Annotated in this window: 25 protein-coding genes; 9 read left to right on the forward strand and 16 right to left on the reverse strand. The window is 69.0% G+C overall.

Features of this window, described 5'->3' with window-relative positions:
- The first annotated feature begins 224 nt into the window (after positions 1 to 224).
- Complete coding sequence (soxR, locus tag AVMA1855_RS05590; RefSeq protein ID WP_284424916.1) at positions 225 to 833, forward strand: redox-sensitive transcriptional activator SoxR; 609 nt, start codon at positions 225 to 227, stop codon at positions 831 to 833.
- A 71-nt stretch (positions 834 to 904) separates the two neighbouring features.
- Here soxR and AVMA1855_RS05595 read toward each other — a convergent pair whose 3' ends face one another.
- The 4 genes from AVMA1855_RS05595 to pdxR form a co-directional block, all read right to left on the reverse strand.
- The gene (locus AVMA1855_RS05595) at positions 905 to 1048 is read right to left on the reverse strand and encodes a hypothetical protein (protein ID WP_284424917.1); all 144 of its coding nucleotides are present in this window, start codon (positions 1046 to 1048) and stop codon (positions 905 to 907) included.
- A 61-nt stretch (positions 1049 to 1109) separates the two neighbouring features.
- The gene (locus AVMA1855_RS05600; protein ID WP_272569737.1) at positions 1110 to 1613 is read right to left on the reverse strand and encodes an MgtC/SapB family protein; all 504 of its coding nucleotides are present in this window, start codon (positions 1611 to 1613) and stop codon (positions 1110 to 1112) included.
- Between the two features lie 183 nt (positions 1614 to 1796).
- Complete coding sequence (locus AVMA1855_RS05605; protein WP_284424918.1) at positions 1797 to 2567, reverse strand: pseudouridine synthase; 771 nt, start codon at positions 2565 to 2567, stop codon at positions 1797 to 1799.
- A gap of 79 nt (positions 2568 to 2646) precedes the next feature.
- Positions 2647 to 4146: a MocR-like pyridoxine biosynthesis transcription factor PdxR gene (pdxR, locus tag AVMA1855_RS05610; protein WP_284424919.1), complete on the reverse strand. Its 1500-nt coding sequence runs from the start codon at positions 4144 to 4146 to the stop codon at positions 2647 to 2649.
- An 83-nt stretch (positions 4147 to 4229) separates the two neighbouring features.
- Between pdxR and AVMA1855_RS05615 the strand changes: the two genes are divergently transcribed.
- Together AVMA1855_RS05615 and AVMA1855_RS05620 are read left to right on the forward strand one after the other, a co-directional pair.
- A complete protein-coding gene (locus AVMA1855_RS05615) occupies positions 4230 to 4859 on the forward strand; it encodes an FMN-binding negative transcriptional regulator (RefSeq protein WP_284424920.1) in 630 nt (209 codons plus the stop codon).
- 128 nt (positions 4860 to 4987) lie between these two features.
- Positions 4988 to 5206: a hypothetical protein gene (locus AVMA1855_RS05620; RefSeq protein WP_284424921.1), complete on the forward strand. Its 219-nt coding sequence runs from the start codon at positions 4988 to 4990 to the stop codon at positions 5204 to 5206.
- A gap of 32 nt (positions 5207 to 5238) precedes the next feature.
- Here AVMA1855_RS05620 and AVMA1855_RS05625 read toward each other — a convergent pair whose 3' ends face one another.
- Positions 5239 to 5874 carry a glycine zipper family protein gene (locus AVMA1855_RS05625; RefSeq protein ID WP_284424922.1) on the reverse strand — a complete coding sequence of 212 codons (636 nt, stop codon included), beginning with the start codon at positions 5872 to 5874 and terminating at the stop codon, positions 5239 to 5241.
- A 159-nt stretch (positions 5875 to 6033) separates the two neighbouring features.
- On the opposite strand from AVMA1855_RS05625, the gene AVMA1855_RS05630 reads away from it, so the two are divergent.
- A complete protein-coding gene (locus AVMA1855_RS05630) occupies positions 6034 to 6969 on the forward strand; it encodes a DHH family phosphoesterase (protein WP_284424923.1) in 936 nt (311 codons plus the stop codon).
- A 93-nt stretch (positions 6970 to 7062) separates the two neighbouring features.
- Here the strand turns inward: AVMA1855_RS05630 and AVMA1855_RS05635 are convergent, their stop codons facing one another.
- The 5 genes from AVMA1855_RS05635 to AVMA1855_RS05655 all read right to left on the reverse strand — a co-directional run bounded on the left by AVMA1855_RS05635 (position 7063) and on the right by AVMA1855_RS05655 (position 13659).
- Positions 7063 to 8298 carry a Fic family protein gene (locus AVMA1855_RS05635; protein ID WP_284424924.1) on the reverse strand — a complete coding sequence of 412 codons (1236 nt, stop codon included), beginning with the start codon at positions 8296 to 8298 and terminating at the stop codon, positions 7063 to 7065.
- 361 nt (positions 8299 to 8659) lie between these two features.
- Positions 8660 to 9856 (reverse strand): DUF1501 domain-containing protein, encoded by a 1197-nt coding sequence (locus tag AVMA1855_RS05640; protein WP_502870271.1) that lies wholly within the window; start codon positions 9854 to 9856, stop codon positions 8660 to 8662.
- A gap of 163 nt (positions 9857 to 10019) precedes the next feature.
- Positions 10020 to 11606, reverse strand: coding sequence for a DUF1800 domain-containing protein (locus tag AVMA1855_RS05645; protein ID WP_284424926.1), 1587 nt, complete (start codon positions 11604 to 11606; stop codon positions 10020 to 10022).
- Positions 11607 to 11841: 235 nt separating this feature from the next.
- The gene (locus AVMA1855_RS05650; RefSeq protein WP_284424927.1) at positions 11842 to 13122 is read right to left on the reverse strand and encodes an MFS transporter; all 1281 of its coding nucleotides are present in this window, start codon (positions 13120 to 13122) and stop codon (positions 11842 to 11844) included.
- A gap of 108 nt (positions 13123 to 13230) precedes the next feature.
- Positions 13231 to 13659 (reverse strand): thermonuclease family protein, encoded by a 429-nt coding sequence (locus AVMA1855_RS05655; protein WP_272548092.1) that lies wholly within the window; start codon positions 13657 to 13659, stop codon positions 13231 to 13233.
- A 414-nt stretch (positions 13660 to 14073) separates the two neighbouring features.
- Between AVMA1855_RS05655 and AVMA1855_RS05660 the strand changes: the two genes are divergently transcribed.
- The gene (locus tag AVMA1855_RS05660) at positions 14074 to 14772 is read left to right on the forward strand and encodes a hypothetical protein (RefSeq protein ID WP_284424928.1); all 699 of its coding nucleotides are present in this window, start codon (positions 14074 to 14076) and stop codon (positions 14770 to 14772) included.
- Positions 14773 to 14835: 63 nt separating this feature from the next.
- Here AVMA1855_RS05660 and AVMA1855_RS05665 read toward each other — a convergent pair whose 3' ends face one another.
- From AVMA1855_RS05665 to AVMA1855_RS05680, 4 genes are all read right to left on the reverse strand, one after another.
- Positions 14836 to 15798 (reverse strand): tetratricopeptide repeat protein, encoded by a 963-nt coding sequence (locus AVMA1855_RS05665; RefSeq protein WP_284424929.1) that lies wholly within the window; start codon positions 15796 to 15798, stop codon positions 14836 to 14838.
- Positions 15799 to 15935: 137 nt separating this feature from the next.
- Complete coding sequence (locus AVMA1855_RS05670) at positions 15936 to 16598, reverse strand: pseudouridine synthase (protein ID WP_502870270.1); 663 nt, start codon at positions 16596 to 16598, stop codon at positions 15936 to 15938.
- Between the two features lie 111 nt (positions 16599 to 16709).
- Entirely contained in the window at positions 16710 to 16898 is a 189-nt protein-coding gene (locus tag AVMA1855_RS05675) for a hypothetical protein (RefSeq protein ID WP_272564016.1), read from the reverse strand.
- Between the two features lie 112 nt (positions 16899 to 17010).
- Positions 17011 to 17943, reverse strand: a complete 933-nt coding sequence (locus AVMA1855_RS05680; protein WP_284424930.1) for a M23 family metallopeptidase — start codon at positions 17941 to 17943, stop codon at positions 17011 to 17013.
- A gap of 295 nt (positions 17944 to 18238) precedes the next feature.
- Between AVMA1855_RS05680 and AVMA1855_RS05685 the strand changes: the two genes are divergently transcribed.
- The 4 genes from AVMA1855_RS05685 (at position 18239) to AVMA1855_RS05700 (ending at position 22140) form a co-directional block, all read left to right on the forward strand.
- Positions 18239 to 19468 carry a GGDEF domain-containing protein gene (locus tag AVMA1855_RS05685; RefSeq protein ID WP_284424931.1) on the forward strand — a complete coding sequence of 410 codons (1230 nt, stop codon included), beginning with the start codon at positions 18239 to 18241 and terminating at the stop codon, positions 19466 to 19468.
- A gap of 121 nt (positions 19469 to 19589) precedes the next feature.
- On the forward strand, positions 19590 to 20873 hold the full coding sequence (locus AVMA1855_RS05690) for a phospholipase D-like domain-containing protein (protein ID WP_284424932.1): 1284 nt from the start codon (positions 19590 to 19592) through the stop codon (positions 20871 to 20873).
- A 98-nt stretch (positions 20874 to 20971) separates the two neighbouring features.
- The gene (locus AVMA1855_RS05695; protein ID WP_284424933.1) at positions 20972 to 21676 is read left to right on the forward strand and encodes a hypothetical protein; all 705 of its coding nucleotides are present in this window, start codon (positions 20972 to 20974) and stop codon (positions 21674 to 21676) included.
- Positions 21676 to 22140, forward strand: coding sequence for a hypothetical protein (locus tag AVMA1855_RS05700; RefSeq protein WP_284424934.1), 465 nt, complete (start codon positions 21676 to 21678; stop codon positions 22138 to 22140). The genes AVMA1855_RS05695 and AVMA1855_RS05700 overlap by 1 nt, the downstream gene beginning before the upstream one ends.
- 49 nt (positions 22141 to 22189) lie before the next feature.
- Here the strand turns inward: AVMA1855_RS05700 and AVMA1855_RS05705 are convergent, their stop codons facing one another.
- Together AVMA1855_RS05705 and AVMA1855_RS05710 are read right to left on the reverse strand one after the other, a co-directional pair.
- Positions 22190 to 23074, reverse strand: coding sequence for an alpha/beta hydrolase (locus AVMA1855_RS05705; protein WP_284424935.1), 885 nt, complete (start codon positions 23072 to 23074; stop codon positions 22190 to 22192).
- Positions 23075 to 23114: 40 nt separating this feature from the next.
- A partial coding sequence (locus AVMA1855_RS05710) for an HNH endonuclease family protein (RefSeq protein WP_284424936.1) occupies positions 23115 to 24251 on the reverse strand: 1137 nt, incomplete at its 5' end.

Below are 24251 nucleotides of genomic sequence, written 5' to 3' on the forward strand. Positions count from 1 at the left end.
GGCCGTGGGGCTGCGGCGCGGGTGCGGATGGGGTGGCGGCGGATGGAGCGGATGGGGTGGCGGCGGATGGGGTGGCGGCGGATGGAGCGGATGGGACAGGCGCGGTGGCGATGGACATGGACCGGTGGGAATGGAGTGGAAAGTGGGCAGTATCGAACCTCAACTAGACTTGAGGTCAACCCTGTGCGACGGTCGCCGTCGCCGCTTCGCTTGCGACGCTTGCCATGCCCCCTTCCCAATCCGCCCGTCCGCCCCGAGCCACGCCCCCACCGGTATCCCCGGCCAGCCCCGGCCCCACCCCCGAACTGACCGTCGGCGAAGTCGCCGCGCGCAGCGGGCTGGCGGTGTCGGCGCTGCATTTCTACGAATCGAAGGGGCTCATCGCCAGCGTGCGCAGCACGGGCAACCAGCGGCGGTATCCGCGATCGGTGCTGCGGCGCGTGGCGGTCATCAAGGTGGCCCAGCGCATGGGCGTGCCGCTGTCGGGCATCGCCGAAGCCTTGCAGGCATTGCCGCAGGGGCGCACGCCAACGGCGGCGGACTGGCGGCGCATGTCCGCGGCGTGGAAGAGCGATCTGGAAGACCGCATCCGCATGCTGACGCAGCTGCGGGACCAGCTCGATGGCTGCATCGGCTGCGGGTGCCTTTCGCTCAAGGACTGCCCGCTGCGCAATGCGCAGGACCTGCTGGCCCAGGCCGGCCCGGGGCCGCACTTCGAGGCGGCCGCGGCCCCTGCGGCTGCCGTTGCGGCGGCCGCCGCACCCGGGGCACCCGCCATGCCGCAGTGGATCTGGCCCGCGCCCAAGAAGAAAAAACAGCGGCCTGCGCCGTGAAAACAGGGCAGGCCGCTGTGGGTGGGCCGGGCGGCAGGGCCCGGCGCCGGTGGGCCCGTGGGCCGTTGCCGTTACTTGTTCTTCAGTTTGCCGCGCGGCATCACCGCGGTGATGGGTGCCATGGGGCGGTCGGAGCCGCTTCCTTCCTTGGGGGGCGAAGTGTCCTTCTTGGGCTTCTTCACCATCTTGTTGCTGCGCTGTTCGCCTTTGGCCATGGAGTGCTCCGTTGCGGGTCGCCGGATGGGACCGTGGCGCGATGGTACACGCCGAAGGCCGCTACTTGGTGTCCGGGTGGCTGTCGCGTTCCGTCAGGCGCTGCAGCAGCGGCACGGCGCTGAAGATTGCCAGCGCCAGCAGCGTGCTGAGCACTGCCGTGGCCTCCAGGCCCAGGCCGGCCGCCACGCCGATGGCGGCGGTGAGCCAGATGCCGGCGGCCGTCGTCAGGCCCTTGACCTGGCTCTCGCCGTCGCCCTTGAGGATGGTGCCTGCGCCCAGGAAGCCCACGCCGGCCACGATGCCCTGCAGCACGCGGCTGTTGTCCCCCGCGCTGATGCCGGCCTGCTGCGCCACCAGCACGAACATCGCTGCACCCATCGACACCAGCATGTGGGTCCGCACGCCGGCGGCCTTGCCCTTGTTCTCGCGCTCCCAGCCCAGCAGGCCGCCCAGCAGTCCCGCGATGCCCAGGCGCACCACGATGCGCGTGGCCTGGCCCAGGTCGGTGAGGTCGGAAAATTCGGCGGCCACGGTGGTGGCGATCTGGTCCCACCAGCCCATCATCGACGGGCTCCGCATGGCAGAGTGGAACGGGGGCGGGTCTGGGTCATCCGGAAATACCTCATGAAAAATGAAGGGAAGGGGTGCGGGGCGCTTTACCGCCGACCAATGTCGGCGCCGCGCCGGCCCCCTGCCAGCAGCCACGGGCGATACCGCAGGTAGGACGCGGCCGTTGGCAAAGGGCACTCATCCAGCAGATCGCCAGGGCAGGGCGAGCACGCGCTGCTGCCAGTCGAGCGCATCGTCCGCGGGGTGCGCACCCGTGGCGGCGGTCTGGGGGCTGGCCGCCCACGGGTCGGGCAACCCGCTGTCCAGGGCCAGCCATTCGCCCGTGACGGGGTGCGCCATGCCCAGGTGCCAGGCGTGAAGCCACAGCCGCTGGCGGCCCAGGCGTTCGGCCCACCAGCGGTTGAGCGGGCCCTTGCCGTGCGTGGCATCGCCCAGGATGGGGTGCGCCAGGTGCTTGAGGTGGCGGCGGATCTGGTGGCGCCGCCCGGTGGTGGGCCGGGCCTCCACCAGCGAGGCGCGCGTGCCGGGAAAGCGCGGGTCGGCGGCCTCGGGCAGTTCCAGCCGGGCCAGGCAGCGCAGCGTGGTGTGGGCGTCCTGCACGGGGGCGTCGGGCGGGGCGTCGTCGGGGCGCAGGGCGTGGTCCACCTCGGCCGCATCGGGCATCCAGCCGCGCACCAGGGCGAGGTAGCGCTTGCGCACCGCGTGGTGCTCGAAGGCCTGCGACAGCGCGCGCGCCGCGGCCGGGTGCAGCGCCATCACCAGCACGCCGCAGGTGCCCTTGTCCAGCCGGTGCACCGGGTACACGTGCTGCCCGATCTGGTCGCGCAGCGCCTGCATGACGAAGCGGGTCTCGCCCGCGTCCAGCCCCGTGCGGTGCACCAGCCAGCCGGCGGGCTTGTACACGGCGACGAGGTGCTCGTCGCGCCAGAGAATGTGCAGGGTGGACATGCAGTGCGGAAAAAGGGAATGGGGCCGGGGCGGGGTCGGCGGGCAGGATAACCGCACCCTCCGCTTCTCGGCCCGGCCCTCAACGCGGTGGCACCGGGGCGGGCGCCCCCGCGCCCCAGGCGGCCACGATGCGCCCCAGGATCCGGATGCCCTGCTCGATCTGCTCCACCGTGAGGCTCGCATACCCCAGCACCCACCCGCCGGGCCGCGCCGGCCCGCCGCGCTGCGCGTCGGCGAACAGCGGCGACACGGGGTAGATGCCCACGCCCTGCGCGCGGGCGGCCTCGGCCAGGGCGGGCTCGTCCTGCGGCCGGAGGAACGGCAGCCACAGCACGCCGTGCAGTCCCGCGGCCGTGCCCGCCAGCTCCGCAGTGGGCGGCAGGTGGCGGGCGACGGCATCGGCCAGCGCGGCGCGGCGGCGTTCGTGCTCGCGCCGGGTGCGCCGCACGTGGCGCTCGTACGCGCCGGTTTCGATCAGCGCGGCCAGCGTGCGCTGCTCCAGCACCGGCGCATGCCGGTCGGCCATGCGCTTGGCCTGGCGGAACACCGCCACCAGGGCCGTCGGCAGCACGAGGTAGCCCAGGCGCAGCTGCGGCGACAGCGCCTTGGAGAAGGTGCCCATGTAGATCACACGGCCATCGGGGTCGATGGACTGCAGCGCGTCGATGGGGCGCTGGCCGTAGCGGAATTCGCCGTCGTAGTCGTCCTCGACGATCCACGCGCGGTGGCGCTGCGCCCATTGCAGCAGCGCCATGCGCCGGCCGATGGGCAGCACGCCGCCCAGGGGGAACTGGTGCGATGGGGTCACATAGGCCAAGCGCACGCGGCCGTCCTCGGGCAGCTGCACGGTGTCCAGGCCGTGCGCATCCACGGGCACGGCCCGCAGGCCCGCGCCCGTGGCCTCGAAGCACCGGCGCGCCATGAGGTAGCCGGGCTCTTCGAAGGCGAAGGTGTCGCCCGCGTCCAGCAGCAGGCGCGCGCACAGGTCGATGCCCTGCTGGGAGCCGTGCACCACCAGGATCTGCCCGGTGTCGCAGGCCAGCCCGCGCGCGCGCCGCAGATAGCCCTGGATGGCGCGGCGCAGGGCGGCATCGCCTTCGGGCGGGATGTAGCACAGGCTGTGCTGGTGGCGCAGCAGCTCGGCCTGGTAGGCGCGGCGCCAGGCCAGCGCCGGGAAGTCGCGCGAGGCCACCGCGCCGTACAGGAAATCGATGCGCGCGGGCTCCGCAGCGGGCAGCGCGGGCAGGTCCATGCCGGCCAGGCGCTGTCCGAAGGCGGACAGCGCGGGGGCGGGCGGGCCCCCGCCGCCCGGGTCGGCGGCCCGGGGCCGGGCGACGGCGGCGGGCGCCAGGGCGACGCGGGCCGCCCGCCCCGGGGCGGTGACCAGAAAGCCCTCCGCCGCCAGTTGCTCGTAGGCCGCGGTGACCGTGGTGCGCGACACCCCCAGGTCCGTGGCCAGGGCCCGGGTGGACGGGGCCCGCGCGCCGGCGGCCAGCGTGCCGTCGGCGATCTGCGCGCGCAGCAGGTCGTAGATGCGGCGGCCGGTGCAGGGCGGGGCAGGGGGGTGGAACTGGTCCATTGAAATGGTGAAAAACTGGCTCTTCGGATTGTGCCGGTTCTGCATGACAGTCTCGTGCACCGCATTCCGACCGAGCCCCACCCATGTACATCCCACCGCATTTCGCCGAAAACCGGCCCGAAGCCCTGCAGCGCCTCCTGCGCGAGCACCCCCTGGGCACGCTGGTCACCCACGGCGAAGGGGGCCTGGACGCCGACCACCTGCCGTTCGAGTTCGACCCGGAGGTGGGCCCGTTCGGCCGGCTGTCGGCCCATGTGGCCCGCGCCAATCCGCTGTGGCAGCGCTGCCCCACGGGCACGCCGGTCATGGTGGTGTTCCACGGCCCCCAGTCCTATATCTCGCCCAACTGGTACCCGAGCAAGCACGAGTCGCACCGCCTGGTGCCGACCTGGAACTACGAGGTGGTGCACGCGCACGGCGTGCTGACCGTGCACGACGACGAACGCTTCGTGCGCCGCATCGTGGCGCGGCTGACGCGCCAGCACGAGGCCGCCGAGCCCCGGCCCTGGAAGATGGGCGATTCGGCGCCCGAATTCATCAACGGCCTGCTGCAGCACATCGTGGGCATCGAGATCGCGCTCACCGCGCTGGTGGGCAAGTCCAAGCTCAGCCAGAACCGCGAGGCGCGCGACATCGCCGGCGCCGCCGACGCGCTGCAGTCGCGCGGCCAGGGCGACCTGGCCGGGAGGATGCGCCCGCTGTCCGCCCCCTGACGCGCGGCGTGGCCGCGAGCGCCCTCGGCCGCTTGACCTGGGCGCTCATGGCACCATGTGGTCAAGACCACCCCGGGCATTTCGCCCCGGGGGTGCCGGCATGGCCCCTGCCCAGGAATCGAATTGCAATGAAGACCATCGACGAGATGCTGAACCTTGACCTGCTGACCCACGAGCAGCATTTCCAGATCAGTGCATGGATCGCGCGCTCCCGCTCACCGGAGGACATCCTGCAGATGCCCGCGCCGTTGTGGCAGGCGGTGGAGCGCGCCAGCCAGACCATGGGCGTCAACGAAGACCTGCTGCGCCCTCCGGCGCTGGACGCCGGAAACGCCGCGCTTCCCTGACATGCAGCGGGCCCTTGGCTGCCGGACGCGCCTCAGCGCAGCACGCGGCACTGGCCGAATTCGCAGCGGATCGCCAGGGCGTCGCCGTTGCTGCAGGGCACGGTGTAGGTCTCGAAACCCGGCCCCTTGGCGGCCAGCCAGGCCATGGGCGTGGCGGTGCAGGACCGGTCGCGTGCGAGGCGCTCGGCGTTGAACGTGTCGGTGCCGATGGCGCGCGCGGGCAGGGGCGTGTAGTCGGCGTGTGCCGAACGGGCGGGCTGGTTGGGCTCCGGCACGGCGGCCACGGCCGGGTAGGTGCTGCCGGCGTAACCGCGCCCGGCCATGCAGTTGGCGACGATGCCCTGGCGCCGCTCCAGTGCCTGGACGCCCTGCGTGGCGCCGAGCGCCCCGCCGATCAGCGCCGAATCCTGCACCGCGTTGCGGCTGCCGCCCAGCGCCCAGACCACGGTGGCGGCCAGCACGGCGCCGGCGACCAGGCCGTCCACGGTCTCGCTGGCCACCCCGATCTGGCTGGCGTAGCGCTGGCAGTCGGCCAGGTCGGCCGCCTGGCGCGCGGGATCGGCGGGATGACCCGCGCTGCCGGGCGCGCCGAGCGATAGGCTGTCCGCGCCGCGCGTGGCGCAGCCGGCCAGGAACAGGGCCAGGACGCAGAGGGACAGCTTGCGCATCGAAAACTCCTTGCGGATCGGTCGTACACCCGGCAGCAGGCCTGCATGGCACCAGGCGCCGGCCCAGGGGCATTGGACAGCCAAAACGCTCCCGCTGCCAAGCCCCCGCCCCGAGTGCTCCGTGCCAGTGCCCAGGCCCAGTGCCCGACAATGCGCCCCATGACGATCCCCACGAAGAAAACCCTCCTGCCCCTGCAACTGCTGGTGCACCCGGACAAGAACGATCCCAACCCCCTGGTCCTGTACCACGGCCGCTGCGCCGACGGCTTCGGTGCCGCGCTGGCCGCCTGGCGCTACTACGGCGGCCAGGCCGAGTGCGTGGGCCTGTCGCACGGGCAGGTGCAGTCGGTGGACGACCTGCCCGCGCTCGAAGGCCGGGCGGTGTACATCCTCGACTTCTCTTTCACGCCGGACATCCTGGGCGCCATCGACGAACGCGCCGCCAAGCTGGTCATGCTGGACCACCACAAGAGCGCTGCCGAAAAGCTCACCGGCTTTGCCTGCCGCTGCGGCGTGGTGCACTTCGACATGGACAAGTCGGGCGCGCGGCTGGCGTGGGAGTTTTTCTACCCCGACACCCCGCTGCCCGACCTGGTGCGCTACGTGGAAGACCGCGACATCTGGGCCTGGGCCTACCCCGAGAGCGCCGGCTACCTGGCCGCGCTGGACATGGAGCCCTTCGACTTCGCGCGCTGGGAGGCCATCGCCGCGTTCACGCCCGAGCAGTCCGCCGCCTTCGTGGCACGCGGCAATGCCATGGACGAGAAGTTTCGCCACCTCGCCGCTGACGTGGCGGGCGGCGCGCAGCCGATCACGTTCAACGGCAAGCAGGGCCTCATGGTGAATGCCCCGGGCGCCTTCCACAGCCTGATCGGCGAGATGCTGTCCAAGCAGTGCGGCACGTTCGCGCTGATGTGGATCGTCAGCAAGGAGGGCAAGGTGAAGGTGGGCCTGCGCTCGCAGCGCAACTTCGACTGCTCGGTGCTGGCCGAGAGCATGGGCGGCGGCGGCCATGCGCAGGCCTGCGGGTTCCGCATGGGGGCGGAGCGCCTGCCCGAGTTGCTGTCAGGGATGTTTGGCTCGGCAGGCGGATGAACCCATGCTCAAGGAACCCCGTGGCGCGGCGAGCGGGCACTGGCACTTCTTGCAATGCAGGGTATGCGGCCGTCTCGCTTGGCCGCAATGCGCTCATGAAGCCGCGACACAGTAGCGCTTGAACAAGGTTTGTCCCCGCTGGATGTCCTTTGCGAGTTCGTTGGCCGAAAGACCGTCGAAGTGGTTGGGATCAGCGATCAGCGTGGGTGCGAGTCCGTTTTCCAGCAGGAGCTTGTTGACGACCAGGAAGCCCGTAGTCCGTGCGTTGCCGTCCATGAAGAGGTGGGCCTGCTCCAGTCGCTGCGCGCAGCGTGCGATGGCCCGCAACTTTTCCTTTTCGGAAGATGCCTTGGCGACGTCCGTGCGGTATTCGCGCAGGATCAGCGATGCCTTCTCGGCATTGTCGCTACGGTCCAGGGCAGGGGTCGCCAAGCGCACCAGATAGGTGCCCGGGTGCCATTGATGCGCGGCCGTGAGGCGGTGTCGCTCACTGCGATCATTCCTGTCGACGAGCCACAGGCCATTGCGCTGGTCTGCCGGCATGGCACGTTCGTTCTTCAGTAGCTCCTTCAATCCCTCCGAGCTGACGTTGCCGACGTCTGCGTCCAGATGGAATTCGACATCCTCGCAGTGGCGGAGTCCGGACGGCAGTTGTCCTTCCACACGGGTGGGAGAAGCTGCCAGCGGTTTGAATGAAGGAATGTCATCCACGTCATGGACGTTCTGGTCCAGCGCACCCCGGCGGAATACACCCGCCGTGCACGCATCATGCAGATCTACCAGCATTTCGGTATCGAGTTCCCGGCCCTGCCGCTGGTGCACCAGCATTTTGCGCAAACCGTCCAGCATGCCGCCCATGTAGCCGGGCTCGTTCTCGTAGCGCAGGCCAGCTGCAGGCCCTTCGGTCCAGGCGGCATGGTCCAGAACCATGCGCCATGCCTCCTGGGCCGCCATGCCTCTGAACGCAGGCACGCCCTGCAGGCAGGGCTTGAGTTCTTCTTGCGCGCGCGCCGCCTCGCGCATGCCATAAAGCGTATGCAAAAGCGTAGACCGGTCGGACAGGCTGAGTTGCGTTCCGATGGAGCCGTAAGCGACCGCCGACATCATGGCATCGCTGGCGCAAGCCCTGGCCATCGGCATGCCGAGCCGGCTGTGGGAGGCCAGCGCGTCCACATCTTCGGCAAGCGCACCCATGTAGCGGCCCAATGCAGGCCCCTGAAGGTCCTGGTAGGCAGAGCCTTTGGGCATTGAGTCAAGAAAGGCTGCAGCGCTGGACGGGGTAGCGCAGTAGCCGGAGCGTTGCAGCCGCAATGCTTCTTCGCGCAACATGGAAGGAGTGGCCGCCTGGTTCGCCAGGGATGCACGAGGCGCCAGCCCACCGCCCGGTGATGACGCCCTGGATCGGGGCGAGATTGCCGGCGACTCCACGTCGGAGGCCGCCGGCGTTGCGGCTGGGGATGCCTGCGCGCTGGATACGTAGCTGTGTCGAGGCGAAGCGTTGCTTCGCAATGAAGATCCACAAAGTCCCATGTTTTTCCATTGAAGTGGAGCCATGCCGCAGCCATGCAGGCCAGCGGCACTGGATGGCCGATGGAAAATTCTAGGAACTGTCCGAGCCGGCGCACATGCGCCTTGCGATGCAAGGGCTGGAAATGCGAAGCCGGTCCCAACCATCAGCTTCCGCCTGCGCTCACACCAGCTTCAAATCCTTCGGCCGGGTCTGCGGGAACACGCGGGCCAGGGCCGCGGGCGACAGCCCGTAGGTGCGGGCGAACAGGCCGCCCAGCACGGCACGGTAGTCGTTCAGCACCGGGTAGTCGCGGTTTTGGAACAGGGTGGTGGCCGTCAGCGCCTGCTGCTCGCCCGCGATGCGCCCGCCCGCGATGCCCCCGCCCAGCACCCACATCACGCTGCCGTGGCCGTGGTCGGTGCCGCGGTTGCCGTTCTCGCGGAAGGTGCGGCCGAACTCGCTGATGGCGACGACCGTGGTGCGGTTCCACGCCGGCCCCATCTCGTCGGCGAAGGCCGCGAGGCCCCGGCCCAGCTCCTCGAAGCGGTTGGCCAGCGCGCCCGTGGCGTTGCCCTGGCCCACGTGCGTGTCCCACCCGCCCACGTCCACGAACCCCAGGTTGTAGCGCGACTGCATCAGCCGGGCCATGCGGCGCGCGGTGCCCTCGAAGCCCTTGGTGCTCAGCGCGTTGCGGCTGGCGGCATCCATCTCGCCCTGCATGGTGCGCGCCACCTCGTCGCGCGTCTGAAATCCCTCGGCCACGGCGGCGGCCAGCGGCGTGCCCCCGTACATCGAGGCGATCAACCCGGCCTGCCGGTCGTCGATGCCGGGCTTGGCCGCGCCCGCGGCGCCTAGGGCGGTGTTGGGCACGTCGTAGCCGCCGCGCAGCACCAGCGGCAGCGTGTCGGTGAAGGCCATGGGCGACAGGTGGTCGTGCCAGCGCGGCTGCACGCCCAGTTCGGTGGCCAGGCGGTTGAGAAAGCCCGATCGGTAGTCGCGCCGCCCGCCCACGGGCTGGCCCAGCTCGATGCTGTCCTGCGTGTCGAAGTGGCTGCGCGTGAGGTCTTCGGTGCCCGAGAACGGCACGAACGCCACCTGCTTCTTCTCGTACAGCGGCATCAGCGAGCCCGCCAGCGCCGGGTGCAGGCCCCAGTCGGCGGTGAGCGGCAGCGCGCCCCCGGCGTCGCCTGGCTTGGCGATGGCGATGTTGGGCCGCGTCTCGTAGTAGTAGCTGCTGGAGGTGGGCACGAGCAGGCTGGCGCAGTCGTACCCGCCGCGCAGGAAGACCAGCAAAAAGCGTGCATCCACCGCCTGCGGGGTGGCCGCGAGGCTGGCCTGCAGCACGCCCGGCGCGGCGAGCGCGGCCAGCGCCTGCAGGCACTGGCGGCGGGTGGGAGTGGGGCCGGCCCCGGAAGGGCCGGAGCGGCGGGGGCGAAGAAGTGCGTCATGGCGAAGCCTTTCAGCGGAACAGCGAAACGGGGTGGGGGGCGAGGCGGACGATGGGCTGCGGGTGGCGGAGAGCGCCGTGCGGCCGGGCCGCTCAGGCGTACATGAACTCCGGCGCGCTGAGCAGGAAGGTGTTCCATTCCAGCGGCGAGGCCGCGCGCGCCAGCGCCACGCGGGTGGCCGGGGCCAACTGCGGCTCCAGCGCGCGGTAGTAGGCGCTCTGGGCCAGCGCCGGGGGCGCCACGCGCGGCGGCGGTGCGCCGTCGGGGCGGTAGAGCGCGGCGGCGCCCGCGCCGGCCAGCGCCCGCGCCACCTCGAAGCGCACGGCCATCTGGCCCGAACTGGTCCACGCGGCCGAATCGAGCGGGTAGCCGTCGGGCGTGGCGCGGCCATACAAGGGCTCGGCCAGGCGCTGCAGCCACGACAGGGCCGGATCGGGGTTGACCAGCACGCGGTCGGCATAGCCCATGCGCAAGCCGGCCATCACGTACTGCACCGGGTCGCGCAGCCGCTTGCCCAGCGAGGCCTGGAACGGCGCGCTGGCGAACAGCGTCTGCAGCACGGCGGCGATGTGGCCGTCGCTGCGGGTGAACGACTCGGCCATGGCCTCCAGCAGCGCTGGCGGCGGCGCATCGCCCACGAGGTAGGTGGCGAGCTTGCGCGACACGAAGCGCGCCGTGGCCGGGGCGCGGGCCAGGCGGTCGAGCGCCTCGTCCAGCTCGGCCATGCCCTGGCCCTGCAGCGGCTGGCCCAGCAGCTCCTTGGGCCCCCAGTCGTGGCGCTGGGGGTGGAATTCGTACAGGCCGTGGCGCACGTACTGGCGCGTCCACTCGGCTTTGAGCTTCGGCGGCGGCTCGCCCAGCGGGCGCAGCGACACGCCGTGGCCGGTGAGCACGCGCGCCATCTCCTGCACGTCGCGCTGGCTATAGCCGCCATCCACGCCCAGGGTGTGCAGCTCCATCAGCTCGCGCGCGTAGTTTTCGTTGATGCGGTTGGCGGCGTTCTGCGCGTTGTCCAGGTAGCGCAGCATGGCCGGGTGGCGCACGGTGGCGCCGAGCAGGTCCCGAAAGCGCCCCAGCGCGTGAGGGCGGATGGCGCGGTCCTCGTAGTCGCCCACCATGGCGCGGATGTCGGCCTTGCCGGCGAAGACGCTGAAGTGGTTCATCCAGAACCAGGTCATCTTCTCCTGCAGCTGCGCGGGCGAGTACACGGCCCGCAGCACGAAGCGGCGCTCGGCCTCGCGCTGCAGGGCCCGCATATCGCGCTGGTAGGTCTCCTGCGCGGCCTTGCGCGCATCCTCGTCGGGCATGTCCTTGATGGCCTGCTGGCGGCCCTGCATGTCGATGGCCAGCACCTCCATGGGGGTGCGGGTGATGGCCATGGCGTCGATCTGGGCCTGGGCCTCGGGCGGCAGGGCCGCGGGGCCGGAGCGCAGCTGGGCGGCCAGGTAGCCCGCCGTGCCGGACTCGGCCAGCGCCTGCTGCGAGGCCGCCGTGGCGCCCCACGAAAGGCGGTCCAGCAGGCGCACGCTGCCAGCATCGTCCAGCCCGGGTGGCGTGCCCCCCGGACTGCCGGCGGCCCAGGCACTGCCGCCGGCGGCGGCGAGCGACACGGCGGTCCATCCCAGCCAGTGCCTGCGGGTGAGGGGCAGGGCGGTCGAAGCGGAGGGCGAGGGGTTCATGGCAGGGCTCCATGGGGAAAACGGTGCCCATGGTGCAGCGCGGCGCGGGGCGCGGCAAGGGGGGCCGCAGGGGTTTTACGCCCGGGATACAGATGTATCTGCGGCGGCCAAAAAAGCTTCAAGCCAAAATCGCCCGCAGCACAATATCCACTAGGGCATATTGCTATTAAAATATGAGCAAATGGGCGGGCTGCGGACTTTTTGGTAACCGCTGTCAACCGCCGGCCGTTCAGCGTCAGCGGCGCTGGCGTTCCTCGCTCGCTTCCTCGAAGCGGTCCACATCGCGCAGGGGCTTGAACAGGAGCGTCCAGGCGCCCACCACCGCCAGGGTGCACAGCCCGCCCGCCACAGCGGCCGGCACGGCGCCCAGCCACGCGGCGCTGGTGCCGGCGCGGAACTCGCCCAGTTCGTTGGACGAGCCGATGAACAGCATGTTGACCGCGTTCACCCGCCCGCGCATGGCATCGGGCGTGGAAAACTGCACCAGCGCCCCGCGGATGTACACGCTCACCATGTCGGCCGCGCCGGCCACCATCAGCGCCAGGAACGACAGCAGGAACCAGTGCGACAGCGAGAACACGAGGTTGGCCGTGCCGAAGATGGCCACCGCGATGAACATGCGCCGCCCCACGTGGCGGTTGAAGGGCCGTAGCGTCAGGAACAGCCCCGCGCCCACCTCGCCGATGGCGATGGCGCTGCGCAGCGCGCCCAGGCCCTGCGGTCCCACGTGCAGCACCTCGTGCGCGTAGATGGGCAGCAGCGCCACCACGCCCCCCAGCAGCACGGCGAACAGGTCCAGCGAGATCGTGCCCAGGATAATGGGGCGCGTGCGGATGAAGTGGATGCCCGCGCCGAAGCGGTCCCACATGCGGCCCTGCGTCGGCGAGGGCGGCGCGGCGTATGCCACCGTCACGCGCGACAGCAGCAGCGCGCCCAGCGCGAAGCCCGCGCAGCACACGGGATAGGTGAGCGAGGCGCCGCCGGTGGCATACAGCACCCCGCCAATCAGCGGCCCCGTGATGCTGGCCAGGCGCATCAGCATGCTGTTGGTGGCCATGGCCTGCGCCAGCTGGGCGCGCGGCACGATCTGCGGCAGCAGGCTTTGCAGCGCCGGCCCCGAGAACGCACGCGAGCAGCCGAACAGCACCAGCGCCGCATAGATGCCCGCCACGCCCGCCGTGCCGTGCCCCGACAGCCACCACAGCAGCGCGCTGCACACCGCGCCCACCGACCAGCTCACGGCCAGGATGTGCCGGCGGCTGGCGCGGTCGATCAGGTCGCCGGCCGGCAACAACAGGCACAGCATGGGCAGGAATTGCGCCAGGCCCACGTAGGCCAGGGCGATGGGCTCGCGCGTGAGGTCGTACACCTGCCAGGCCACGACCACGGCTTGCACCTGGGTGGCGAACACGGCCACCAGGCGGGCGATCAGGAAGGCGAGGAAGCCGCGGTGCCGGTAGACGCTTTCGGTGGCAGGAACGGGGGGAGCGGGGGAGGCGGTGGGAAGGTCGGGCACGGCGCTGGGGAGGCTGGAGGGTGGCTGGCCGGAGCCTGCCCGGCCAGCGAACGGGCGGACGCGGCGGGCGGCTCCAACGGTGGGAAGTCAGCGCCGCATGCTACCGGTTTATCCGCGCGGGTGCTGTCGCCGGTAGTCCCAGGGCGCGCGCGGCCGCTTTTGCGACCACAGCCCGGTGTGGCTGGCCTGGGCCTGGCGCTGCAGCGCCGCCAGCTGCGGGTAGGCGGCCGCGCGCGGCGTGTACACCCAGGCGAGCCCGGCGCGCACCTGGGCCGTGGCCGCATCGCCCTGGCCGCAGCGCACGTGCGCCACGGTGCGGCCGTAGGCGTCGCGGGCCACGGTCTGCAGCGTGGCTTTCTGCCGCAGGCACAGGCGCGCGAGGTTCTGGCGGGACGGCGGGCCGAACGCCTGGCGGCGCTCGGGCGCATCGATGGCGGCCAGGCGCACCTGGATCGGGCGGCGGTCGCCGCAGCGGGCGGTGAGGGTGTCGCCGTCGCTGACGGCGACGACCAGGCAGAGCAGGGTGGCGATGGGCACGGGGGATCGGAGCGGGGGAGGGGATGCAATGAAGGCGGGCGCAGGGGCCGCGCCGGCCGCGCACTATAGCCGCACCCCGGAAAGGCGCCGGCCGCGCCCGGCCGCCACTGCCCAAAATGCAGGCACCGGGCTGCAAGCCACTGCCTGCGCCGATCCGGCGAGTTGTCCCTGGGGTTGTCCACAGAACGGCCCACAGAGGGCGGGCATAACTTCGGCATGCGGTGGAGGGGCGCTCGCAACGCAGGCGCTCAAGGCGAAAAATGCTCCCAGGACAATCAGTACTAGGGCATTGCGCTATCAAAAAAGTAGCGTTTTGCCGGCCGGCCTGAAACCACTGGATACACTGCCGTCCGCATGCGCCGCCGGACCTGGCGGCGCAAGGCCGACAGCACACGACACCAAGGACACGAGGGCATGGCAACGATGCACGACACATCCACATCCACATTCGATTTCGCGCGGGCGGCGTGCCGCCGTGGAAGGGTCCTGGCGGCCGGCATCGCGCTGGCGGGCCTGGGCGTGCTGGGTGGGGCGTCGCTGCCCGCCCAGGCCAGCAGCGGACCGCAGCCCTGGGGCCAGCGCCTGGTGGAAACCCAGGAACTGCCGGCCGAAGCGCTGGCGAAGTTCGCGTTGTTCCAGGACCGGAAAGACACCGCCGATTCGGCCCGCTCCGCAGCCGCACCGCCCCAGACCCAGGCCTGGACGGGCGAAGAGATGGCGTTGCCCCGCAGCGGCAACCCCTACACGCTGGTGGTGCGGGTCTCGGGCGTGGCGCTGGCCGACGGGGATGTCGGCGCGCGCTGGATGGCGGGCTGGTCCATCCATGGCGCATCGCGCGTGGGTGCCGTGCCCCAGGTCGCCGCGCGGGGCGTGCGCGCCGGCCAGGTCGTGGAGATGGCCGGCGCCGCGGCGCCCTTGAGCTTCAAGGAAGACCGCACGGTCCCGCCGGTGCTGGAGTTCGCAGGGGTGAGCAACCTGCGCATGGACCGGGTGCGGCTGGAGGTGTGGTCGGGCATGCGCTCGTCCAACCCGGTGGAACGGCTCATGCCGTGGATGCCCCTTCTCACCGGGGCCGTGTTTCTGGGCCTGATGCTGTGGTGGCGCCGCCGTTGAGCGGGCGGCGGGGCAGCGACGGTGGGGCGGCGGCGCCGGGCCTTGGGTCCCGCGCGCGTCCAGTCACAGGTCCAGCGGCTGCCCGGGCTTCCACGCATCGGCGCGCCGCCGTGCTTCGGCGATATCGACCGGGACCATCCTGCGGGCCAGCAACTGAAGGTGCACAGCCCCGTAGCGGGGCAGGGTGAGCGGGTCTTCCGGGTTGCCGCGGCCCAGGCGGTCGGCCAGTTCCAGCAGCATGTAGGCGGCAACGGGCCGCTGGGCCACGGTGGCCGCGCCGTTGGCATAGAGATCGCCCAGCCGGTACAGCCCGGCCGCATCGCCCTGGCGCGCCGCGCGCAGGTACCAGTTCTCGGTCAGCGACATCTGGCGGGGTTCTCCGCCACGGCCCTCCTGGTAGATGGCGCCCAGCCGCACCGCCGCCAGGCTGGAGCCCTGGTGGGCGGCCCGGGTCAGCCACTGCATGGACTCGGCATGGTCCCTGGGGATGCCGTTGCCCTCGTCCAGCATGGCCGACAGCAGCACCATGGCCCGCAGGTGCCCTTGCTGGGCCATGGCCCGCACGGTGGGCAGAACGTCCAGGCCCTGGCCGCGGCGCCACTGGGTCTCGGCCGCACCGAGCCGGGCCAGTTGTTCCATGCCTTCCCGCTGCGTTGCGATCTGCAGGGCGCGCGCATCGCTTTCGGCGCGGGCGATGCGTTCGGCGGCCTGGGCCTTGTCGTGGTTCCACTTCCAGCCCATCAGCGCCATCAGCACCACCACGCCGCCCGCCAGGACGATCAGGGTCCAGGGCTTGTCGCCGGGGGCGGCGGCCGGCCGGGCGCGGGCGCCCTCGGGCTTTTGCCGCGCCGCCACGCTGGTGGGAAGCACCTTGTCGTAGGCCACCTCGCACCGCGGGCATTGCCAGGCCGGTGCGGTATCGGTGGCCTGCCGGGTGTGGCTGCAGCGCGGGCACACGCGCACGGCAGCGGCGCGGGCGGCCTCGGGCGTCTCGACGGGTTCGAGCGAAAGATCAGCGGCGTTCAAGGTTCCATTCCTTTTGGGGAGCGATTGTGCTGCGCCTGCCCGGCCCGAAGCGCCAGCGGCTCGAATATTCGGCAAAAAGGCCGCCAGCACAATGAAATCTAGGGCATTTTGCTATCAATTAAATAGCAATTCATGCGCTATCCCCCAGGCTCTGCGGGCACCGCTGCCGCCGCCTGCCAGGTCCCCGGCGCCAGCCCGTCCAGCGAATAAGGCCCGATGGCGGCGCGGATCAGCCGCAAGGTGGGCAGGCCGACTGCCGCGGTCATGCGCCGCACCTGGCGGTTGCGGCCTTCCCGGATGACCAGTTCGATCCAAGCGGTGGGGATGCGCTGGCGCACGCGGATGGGCGGATCGCGCTCCCACACGGCGGGCGGCGGCTCCATGCGGCGCGCCCGGGCCGGGCGGGTGGGGCCGTCGTTCAGCTGCACGCCGTCGCGCAGCGCGGCCAGGGCGGCTTCGTCGGGTGTGCCCTCCACCTGCACCCAGTACGTCTTTTCCATCTTGAAGCGCGGATCGGTGATGCGCGCCTGCAGCGCGCCGTCGCTGGTGAGCAGCAGCAGCCCTTCGCTGTCGGCGTCCAGCCGGCCCGCCACGTACACGCCGGGCAGGTCGATGAAATCCTGCAGCCCGCGCCAGCGCCCCTCGGGCGTGAACTGGCTCAGCACGCCGTAGGGCTTGTGAAAGCGGATGAGGCGGGGCGTGCCGGGGGCGGCGGTGGCTGCCGCAGCGGCGGCAGGGGATCGGGCGGAAGGGCGTGCGGCCGGCGGCCGGAGTGGCCGGAGCGGGCGGGATGGGCGCAAGGGGCCAGGAGCGCGCGGGGAACGGGGCGGGGTCGGCATGGGGCGGCAAGCATAGCGCGGTGGGCGTCCCACGCCGTGGCGACCGGCGCGGCGTGCCGCTCGCGCAGGCTTTCAGTCGCTGCCGCCTGCCACGGCGCGCACCCCGGCCGCGCCCACGTCCACCGCCGTGCCCACCACGGTGGCGCCGACCTTCACCGTGGTCGCCACCACCGTCACCGCGGCATCGCCCACGGCCACCACAGCGCAGCCGCTGCACAGCACCGCCATCGCCGCGAGCGCGGCACCCAGAAAAGATCGCATGGAAACCACCCAAAAAGGCCAGGGGATCGAAGGCGGAAATTGTCGCTGCCCGCTCCGCGAAGCGGCCCCTTCTTTACCTGCCCGTGTCGGCCCTGCGCAACGCCCGTCCGGCTCAGACGGGCAGGAACAGCGCCGGGTCCACCATCGTGCGGTTGAGCATCACGCCCCAGTGCAGATGCGGCCCGGTCACGCGGCCGGTGGCGCCCACCGCGCCCAGGCGGTCGCCGGTCTGCAACTGGTCGCCCACCTTGGCGTCGATGGCGCTCAGGTGGGCATAGACGGTGAGCAGTCCGCCACCATGGTCCAGCCACACGGTGCCGCCGCTGAAGAAATATTCGCCTGTGTCGATCACCCGGCCCGGCAGCGGCGCGACGATGGCCGTGCCCTTGGCTGCAGCGATGTCCATGCCGCTGTGCGGATTGCGCGATTGCCCGTTGAACACCCGCCGCAGCCCGAACGAGCTGGACCGGGGGCCCGGCACCGGGACGTGCATGCGCAGGTCGGCCGGCTTGGGCAGCGGTGTGGAAAACGCCGCCGTCACCTGCCGCTGGTGTTCGCGCTCGCGCTCGAAGCGGGCGTTGCCCTCGGCGGAGAGGTCCACGGTGCGCGGCGCGACGTTCAGGCGCTGCTCGCGGTACTTCTTGGGCGCGATGGTGTAGGGCACCTTGCGCGCTGCATCGCCCTCGGTGGCCGAACCCCGCACCACGATCCCGGCGGCCCCCGCCTGGGCCGCCAGGGGAATGCCGACGATGGCCGTCCACTCGATGGCATCGCCCAGCACGAGCACCGGCACGTCGCCCGCGCCTTCGTCCACGTGCGCCACCGGCCGTGTGGCCGCCGGCCCCAGCGACAGGCGCGCCACGCCGCCGGGCAATTGCGATGCGCGGGGCCAGACGGATGGGGAGGGCGCTGGCGAAGGCGCGCTGGCCCGGGGCTTGGCCGCTTGGACGGGGCCCTGCCAGGCCAGCAGGCCCAGCGTGGCCACGAGGGCGGTGCGCCGGCTGGCCTGCAGAGAAAGGGAGGGGGGAGTGCGGTGGTCTGCCATGGCGCGGGCGAAGGAAGGGAAGAGGGGATGCCGGCAGTTTAGCGACGGCGCCTGCGCCCGCGCGCGCCCGAAGCCCTGGCATGTGCGGACGGCTCGGGAGATACCCTGCCTTGGCCACGCCAGGGCCGCCGGGCGGCGCCGGCCCCGGTACGATGCCCTGCATGCGCCGCGCATGCCCGCTTCCGCCCTGCCATTCGGTTGCCGCGGGCCCTTGGCCGGGTCCGCTGGCACCGCCGTCACCGGCGCAGGCGCTGCCCTCCGGCCTTCGCCCCTTCAGCTCCTGAATTGCTGCGCCATGCCGCCTGCCGCCCGCCCCCATTCCCCACCGCCCGGCGGATCGCCAGCGCGCCGCGCGGCCGATGGCGTCCTGCCGCCACCCCCGGGCCTGCGGGGCCGGATCGACCGGGCGCTGTTCGGCCAGAGCAAGCAGGTGCGCATCCGCATGTCGCAGTGCCTGCTGGCGTTCGGCCTGCTGTGCCTGATCGCCCTGGTGCAGCAGGCCGAGGTGATGCTGGGGCTGGTGGACGCCAGGCAGGCCTATCCGCTGACTGCCTTCGCGCTGGGCACCAGCTTCGTCTGCTGCGTGCTCGTGCGCAGCGGCCAGGGCCGGCGGCTGTCGCCGCACGATCCGTCGCTCTCCATGCTGCAGTCGGTGCTGGCGGCCACAGCGCTCGGCTGGGCCTATGCCATCACCGGGCCGGCGCGCGGTGCGCTGCTGGGCCTGCTGGCACCGCTGTTCCTGTTGGGCGGCATGTTCCAGCTGCGGGCCGGGCAGACGCGTGTGCTCATGGCGTACTGGCTGGTGCTCGTGACCGGGGTCATGCTGTGGCGCACGTCGGGCGATTCGCCGCGCTACGACCCACGGGTGGAGGTCATCCACTGGGCCTTCTCGCTCATCGTGGTGACGGCGGTGGCCGCGCTGGCCATCCGCATCGGCCGCCTGCGCAGCCGCCTGGCCCGGCAGAAGGCCACCCTCACCGAGGCGCTGGAACTGAGCCGCAAACTCGCCGAGCACGATGCGCTGACCGGCCTGCTGAACCGGCGTGCCATGGGCGACCTGCTCACCCTGCACTGGACGGTGGGCGCCGCGGTGCAGCCGCAGGACGGGCGGCCGGGCGAGCCCGCCACGGCGCCGATGGCCATGGCCATGATGGATATCGACCACTTCAAGCACGTGAACGACACGCACGGGCATGCGGTGGGCGACGCCGTGCTGCAGCGCTTCGCCGAGATCGCCCAGGCCGGCGTGCGCGGGCGCGACGTGCTCTCGCGCTGGGGCGGGGAAGAGTTCCTGCTGCTCATGCCCGGCACCGGCCAAAGCGGTGCGATGCGCGTGCTGGAGCGGCTGCGCGGCCAGATGGAGCGCGGCGGCTTCGAGGCGCTGGCGCCGGGCCTGGTGGTGACGTTCTCCGCCGGCGTGGCCGAGCGCGTGCCTGGCGAGCCCCACGCCGCCACCGTGGAGCGGGCCGACAAGGCGCTCTACCGCGCCAAGCACAACGGCCGCAACCGCTTCGAAGCCGGCTGACCGCCGCAGGCCGGCGGCACGCACGCCCCCGCGCAGTGCGCTGCCACGGCCCCCGTGCGCTGGCCGAGTTGGAGGCGTGGGCTTACAAGCGCGCACCCGGCGCCCACCCACAATCGCGCACATGAAAAAAACAGGCCGCACCCTGCTCACCGTAGCACTCACCTTCGTGGCCACCACCGCCATCGTGCTGTTCGCGCTGAACTTCACCGCCGGCGAGAAGAAAGTGCAGCACCAGATCCCGCGCCTGTACACCACCGCCCACCCGCAGTACGAACGCGCCATGGGCAGCCTGCTGGGCCCGGGCATCACCAGCGGCAACGAGGTGGTGGAACTGCTCAACGGCGACCAGATCTTTCCGCCCATGCTGGCCGCCATCCGGGCCGCGCAGAAAAGCGTCACCTTCGAAACCTACATCTACTGGTCCGGCGACATCGGCAAGCAGTTCGCCGATGCCCTGAGTGAGCGCGCCCGTGCCGGCGTGAAGGTGCATGTGCTGCTGGACTGGGTGGGCAGCTCCAAGATGGACGAGAGCTACTTCACCGAGATGAAGGCGGCCGGCGTGGAGGTCGAGAAATTCCACAAACCCCACTGGTACAACCTGGCCCGCCTGAACAACCGCACGCACCGCAAGCTGCTCGTCACCGACGGACTGGTGGGCTTCACCGGCGGCGTGGGCATCGCGCCCGCATGGACCGGCAACGCGCAGGACCCCGACCACTGGCGCGATTCGCACTACCAGGTCAAGGGCCCGGCGGTCGCGCAGATGCAGGCCACCTTCCTGGACAACTGGCTCAAGGTCACGGGCAAGGTGATGCACGGCGAGGCGTATTTTCCCGCCATCGCCCAGAGCGGCACGCAGAAGGCGCAGATGTTCTCCAGCTCGCCCTCCAGCGGCAGCGAGAGCATGCAGCTCATGTACCACCTGGCCATCACCTCGTCCGAGCGCAGCCTGGACCTGTCGGTGGCGTACTTCGTGCCCGACGACCTGACCCGGCAACTCATGCTGGACGCCCTGGCGCGCGGCGTGCGCATCCGGCTCATCACGCCCGGCGAGCACACCGACACCGAAACCGTCAAGGCCGCATCCCGCGCCACCTGGGGCGAACTGCTGCAGGCCGGCGCCGAGATCTACGAGTACGAGCCCACCATGTACCACTGCAAGGTCATGATCGTGGACCAGCTCATGGTGTCGGTGGGCTCCACCAACTTCGACAACCGCTCGTTCCGGCTGAACGACGAGGCCAACCTGAACGTGTACGACGCCCCTTTTGCACAGCGGCAGACGGTGGTGTTCGAAGATGATCTGAAGCGGTCGCGGCGGGTGACCTATCAGGACTGGCTGGATCGGCCGATGAGGGAGAAGCTGGCGGAGAAGGCGGCGAGCCTGTTACAGACGCAGTTGTAGGCTGCGGTGCAACGGCTGAGGACCGCCGGTGCATGCCACCTCGCCTTGGACATGAGTACACTGCGTGACAATAAAGCAAGTGATCAAGGAGGTGTGCGATGAACGATGTGTATGACCGAACCGCTCTGGAGGGATCGCTTTCCCAGCTGGAATCCGCTACGGCGAATTTTGCCCAGCGATTCATTCAAGACGGGAAAGTGCGGCAAAGTTACATCGAGAAAACCCGCCAGTTGGCGCAGGAATACCGGGCTCGGGTCGCTTCGGGCGCACTCTCCGCTGACGATGCGGCGCGGCAGGTTCAGTCGATTCGCAACGACATTCTGGAAGCCCAGAGGTTGCGCTCTACCGACATCGGCCGCGCCAAAGCGATCAATTTGAAGAAGGTCGGCTTGAGCCTGGCCGACCTGACCGAAAAGTACGCCAAAGACAAGTTCGGAAAGCCATTCACCTCGCTGGCGCCCAACCAACAAAACCTCGTGTACCTGGAAATCATCGATAGCGCCGGACGCCAACGGCCTTCCGTCAATGCTGCGGCCATGCGTTACACCGCATTGGGGCGGGCTCTGGTGTTCGTCTCGGTCGGTGCCGCCATCTACAACATCGCCTCGGCCGAAGACAAAGGCACGGCCGTTGCGCGCGAAGGGGTGGTGATCGGCGGCGGATTTGCTGGCGGGGCCGCTGGCGGTGCGCTCGCTGGGCTGGCGTGCGGCCCCGGTGCGCCCGTCTGCGTTACGGTGGGCGTGTTCGTTGGCGGCGCCTTGGGCGCGCTGGGGGCCGATCTTTCGTTCGGATGGATTTTCTGATGGCACTTCGAACGTCCCAGGCCTTCCAGGTCGATCGCCAGATGTCGGATGAGCAAGAAACGCCGCGCCTCGTGTTGAAACATGCGCAGAGCGCACGCACGGTCGAGTTGCCCGGCGGCGTTCTCGAAGCGCAATTCGAAGGCGAACGCGGATATCTGATTTTCACGACGGAAGGCCATCCACAGGAAGAGGCGCTCTTCATCCATTGGCTGGACCGGGCCTTGCATGTCGAGGATGGGCTGGAAATCTCCGCCGACTATACGCCGGGCATCTTCAAAAACCCGACAGCCGCTTTGACAGAAGAGGGCATCGTCTTTTCTTTCTTCGACGATGGAAAGCGCTGGTCGGTGACGGTTCTGAAGTCGCCTCGGTGGCTGAGGCACAAATACCCCGTCAAGCGCAAAACACCGTTCTGGCAGCGCTCTAGGCTGCTGGTGCAAAGCGGGGCAGCGATCATTCCTTGAGCGCGGAACCGTCCCGCTGAAGAGAGCGGTGTAAGCCGGAGAGGTGAGCCTATTGGGCCGGCGATTCCGCCTGAATGAACGCTGTCACATCGTCCAGCACCGGCGCAATCCAACGCAGCGGCCACGCGAAAGCACCGATCAGCGTGGTGTGGCTGGCCCGCGGATATGACTTCAACTTAACCGGCACGCCAGCGGCTTGCAGTTTGTGCGCGAGCTGCTGCGTACTGCGTTCGGGGCTGACCAGCTTGTCGTTGACCGGCGCGGCGAGAAAGGTGCGCGGCGCGGCGGCGTGTGCGAACTCGATGGGTTCTGCTTTGGGCGGGTAGTTGGGATGGAAGAACACCGGCTGCGCATCCGGGTTGTCGGTCGGGAAGAAGTCATAGGGGCCCGCCAGCCCGATCCAGCCGGCCAGTTCGCTCGGCGCGTGGCCCGTTGGCTCTAACCATCGCGAGTCGAGTGCAATCATGGCCGCGTTGTAGCCGCCCGCGCTGTGGCCCATGGCGAATATCCGCTTCGGGTTGCCTCCCCACTGCGCCGCGTGGTCGAGCGCATAGGCGACGGCGAGCGCGCTGTCGTTCAGGAACTCGGGGTAGCGTACGTCGGGGTAGAGCCGGTAGTCCGCCACCAAAGTGAGCACACCCCGCGCCGCAAGGGCCTCGCCGACGAACAGGTAGTCTGCGCGCTCGCCGCTGTTCCACGAGCCCCCGTAGAAAAACACCGCCACCGGCCAACCGGCCGCGGGCGCTGCAGCCTTGGGCTGGTACACGTCCAACCGCTGGCGTGGCAGGTTGCCGTAGGCCACGCCGTTGTGCACGGTGTGGCTGCCCGTGGAGGTGACTGTGTTGAGCGTGCCGACGGCAGAGCAGCCGCTCAGCCAGGCTGCCAGCGCCAGGATGCCTACGAAATTCAACCTGCTAATAATAGAAAAGACCATTCAAAAATGTTAAAAATAAACAAATTCTGCTTTTCGTGAATTAAGAAGGGATTTGAAATCGTCTTTGTACCATGCCCCAAAAATTCAATCCTAATTCTTCTGTCCTCGCATCAACTTCTTTTTTGGTCCAAGTGTTTGCTCCCGCTAAAATTTTGTCGCATGGTAATTGACCATCCCTGTATTTTTGAAGTTTGACGGCAGCTTCTATATTTCCAAGTGCATTATTAAATTCTGTTTTCAAAAACCAAAGATTTCCTATTGAGGCTAAAGTCGCTTCTTCCAGTTTTTTCGAGCTTTGTGGTTCAATATGCTCTATAGACATTTCATTTGTGTTTATGGCCACGGCTGGAAACATTGCTGAAAAAAGCCGTGTCACTACATATTGTATTTCCTTTTTTTGTAAAGGAAATTTATCTGAATAGCGTAACGCTCTGAATTTTTCTTGAAAAATTTCTTGGGAAGGTATTTTCAAAGAAAGTTTTTTAACGAATTCTTCTATCGCTTTTCTTTTTCTAGTTGTTTCTGTCGCGCTCGCTAACGCTTTTGCATGGAATGCATACATCTGCGCCACGCCCCCCGAAGAGCGAGCATTCATAAGATTTGTATTGATGAAGGTAAATGTTTCAATTGTTTGAAATATATTGAGAAGTTCTGATTTTGATAATGTTTTGGTATCATATTTTTTCAATGCGATCATCATGAGGGGGATCGGGTGCTTAACTCTAAAACGATTAATTGCTTCAAGAGCAATTTTTATCTCCATCTCATCGTTTCGCCACTTCCTTAAGCTCGGTTCGTGCAGGTCTTTATAGACTTCTGAGTATGTTTGAAGCTCGTCAAGTAATTTTTTTGCGGCAACTTTATTTTTGATATTTTCTTTGATGGTTTTGAAAATATCTTTTTTCTGTGTGAAGTTGCCGTGCGAAATCCAGTAATGGTACAAAAATCCATCTAGATCGATACCGTCCGCTGAAATTGCCTTGATGTTGTCATTCATAAATGACCATCGAACTTTTACATCATCATTGAGCGCATTCTTCTCTCTTATTAGGGAACCTCTCAAAACCCATCCGGTCCCTTGTTGATCGAGAACGCGTGCTCCATCCTTTGCCATGATCACTCCCCGTAGCGCCCTGAAGTTCGACCTGTTCGCTGAGGCCTCGCGCCAACACAAGAG

The organism is Acidovorax sp. SUPP1855, assembly GCF_030158955.1.
Taxonomy (GTDB): domain Bacteria; phylum Pseudomonadota; class Gammaproteobacteria; order Burkholderiales; family Burkholderiaceae_C; genus Paracidovorax.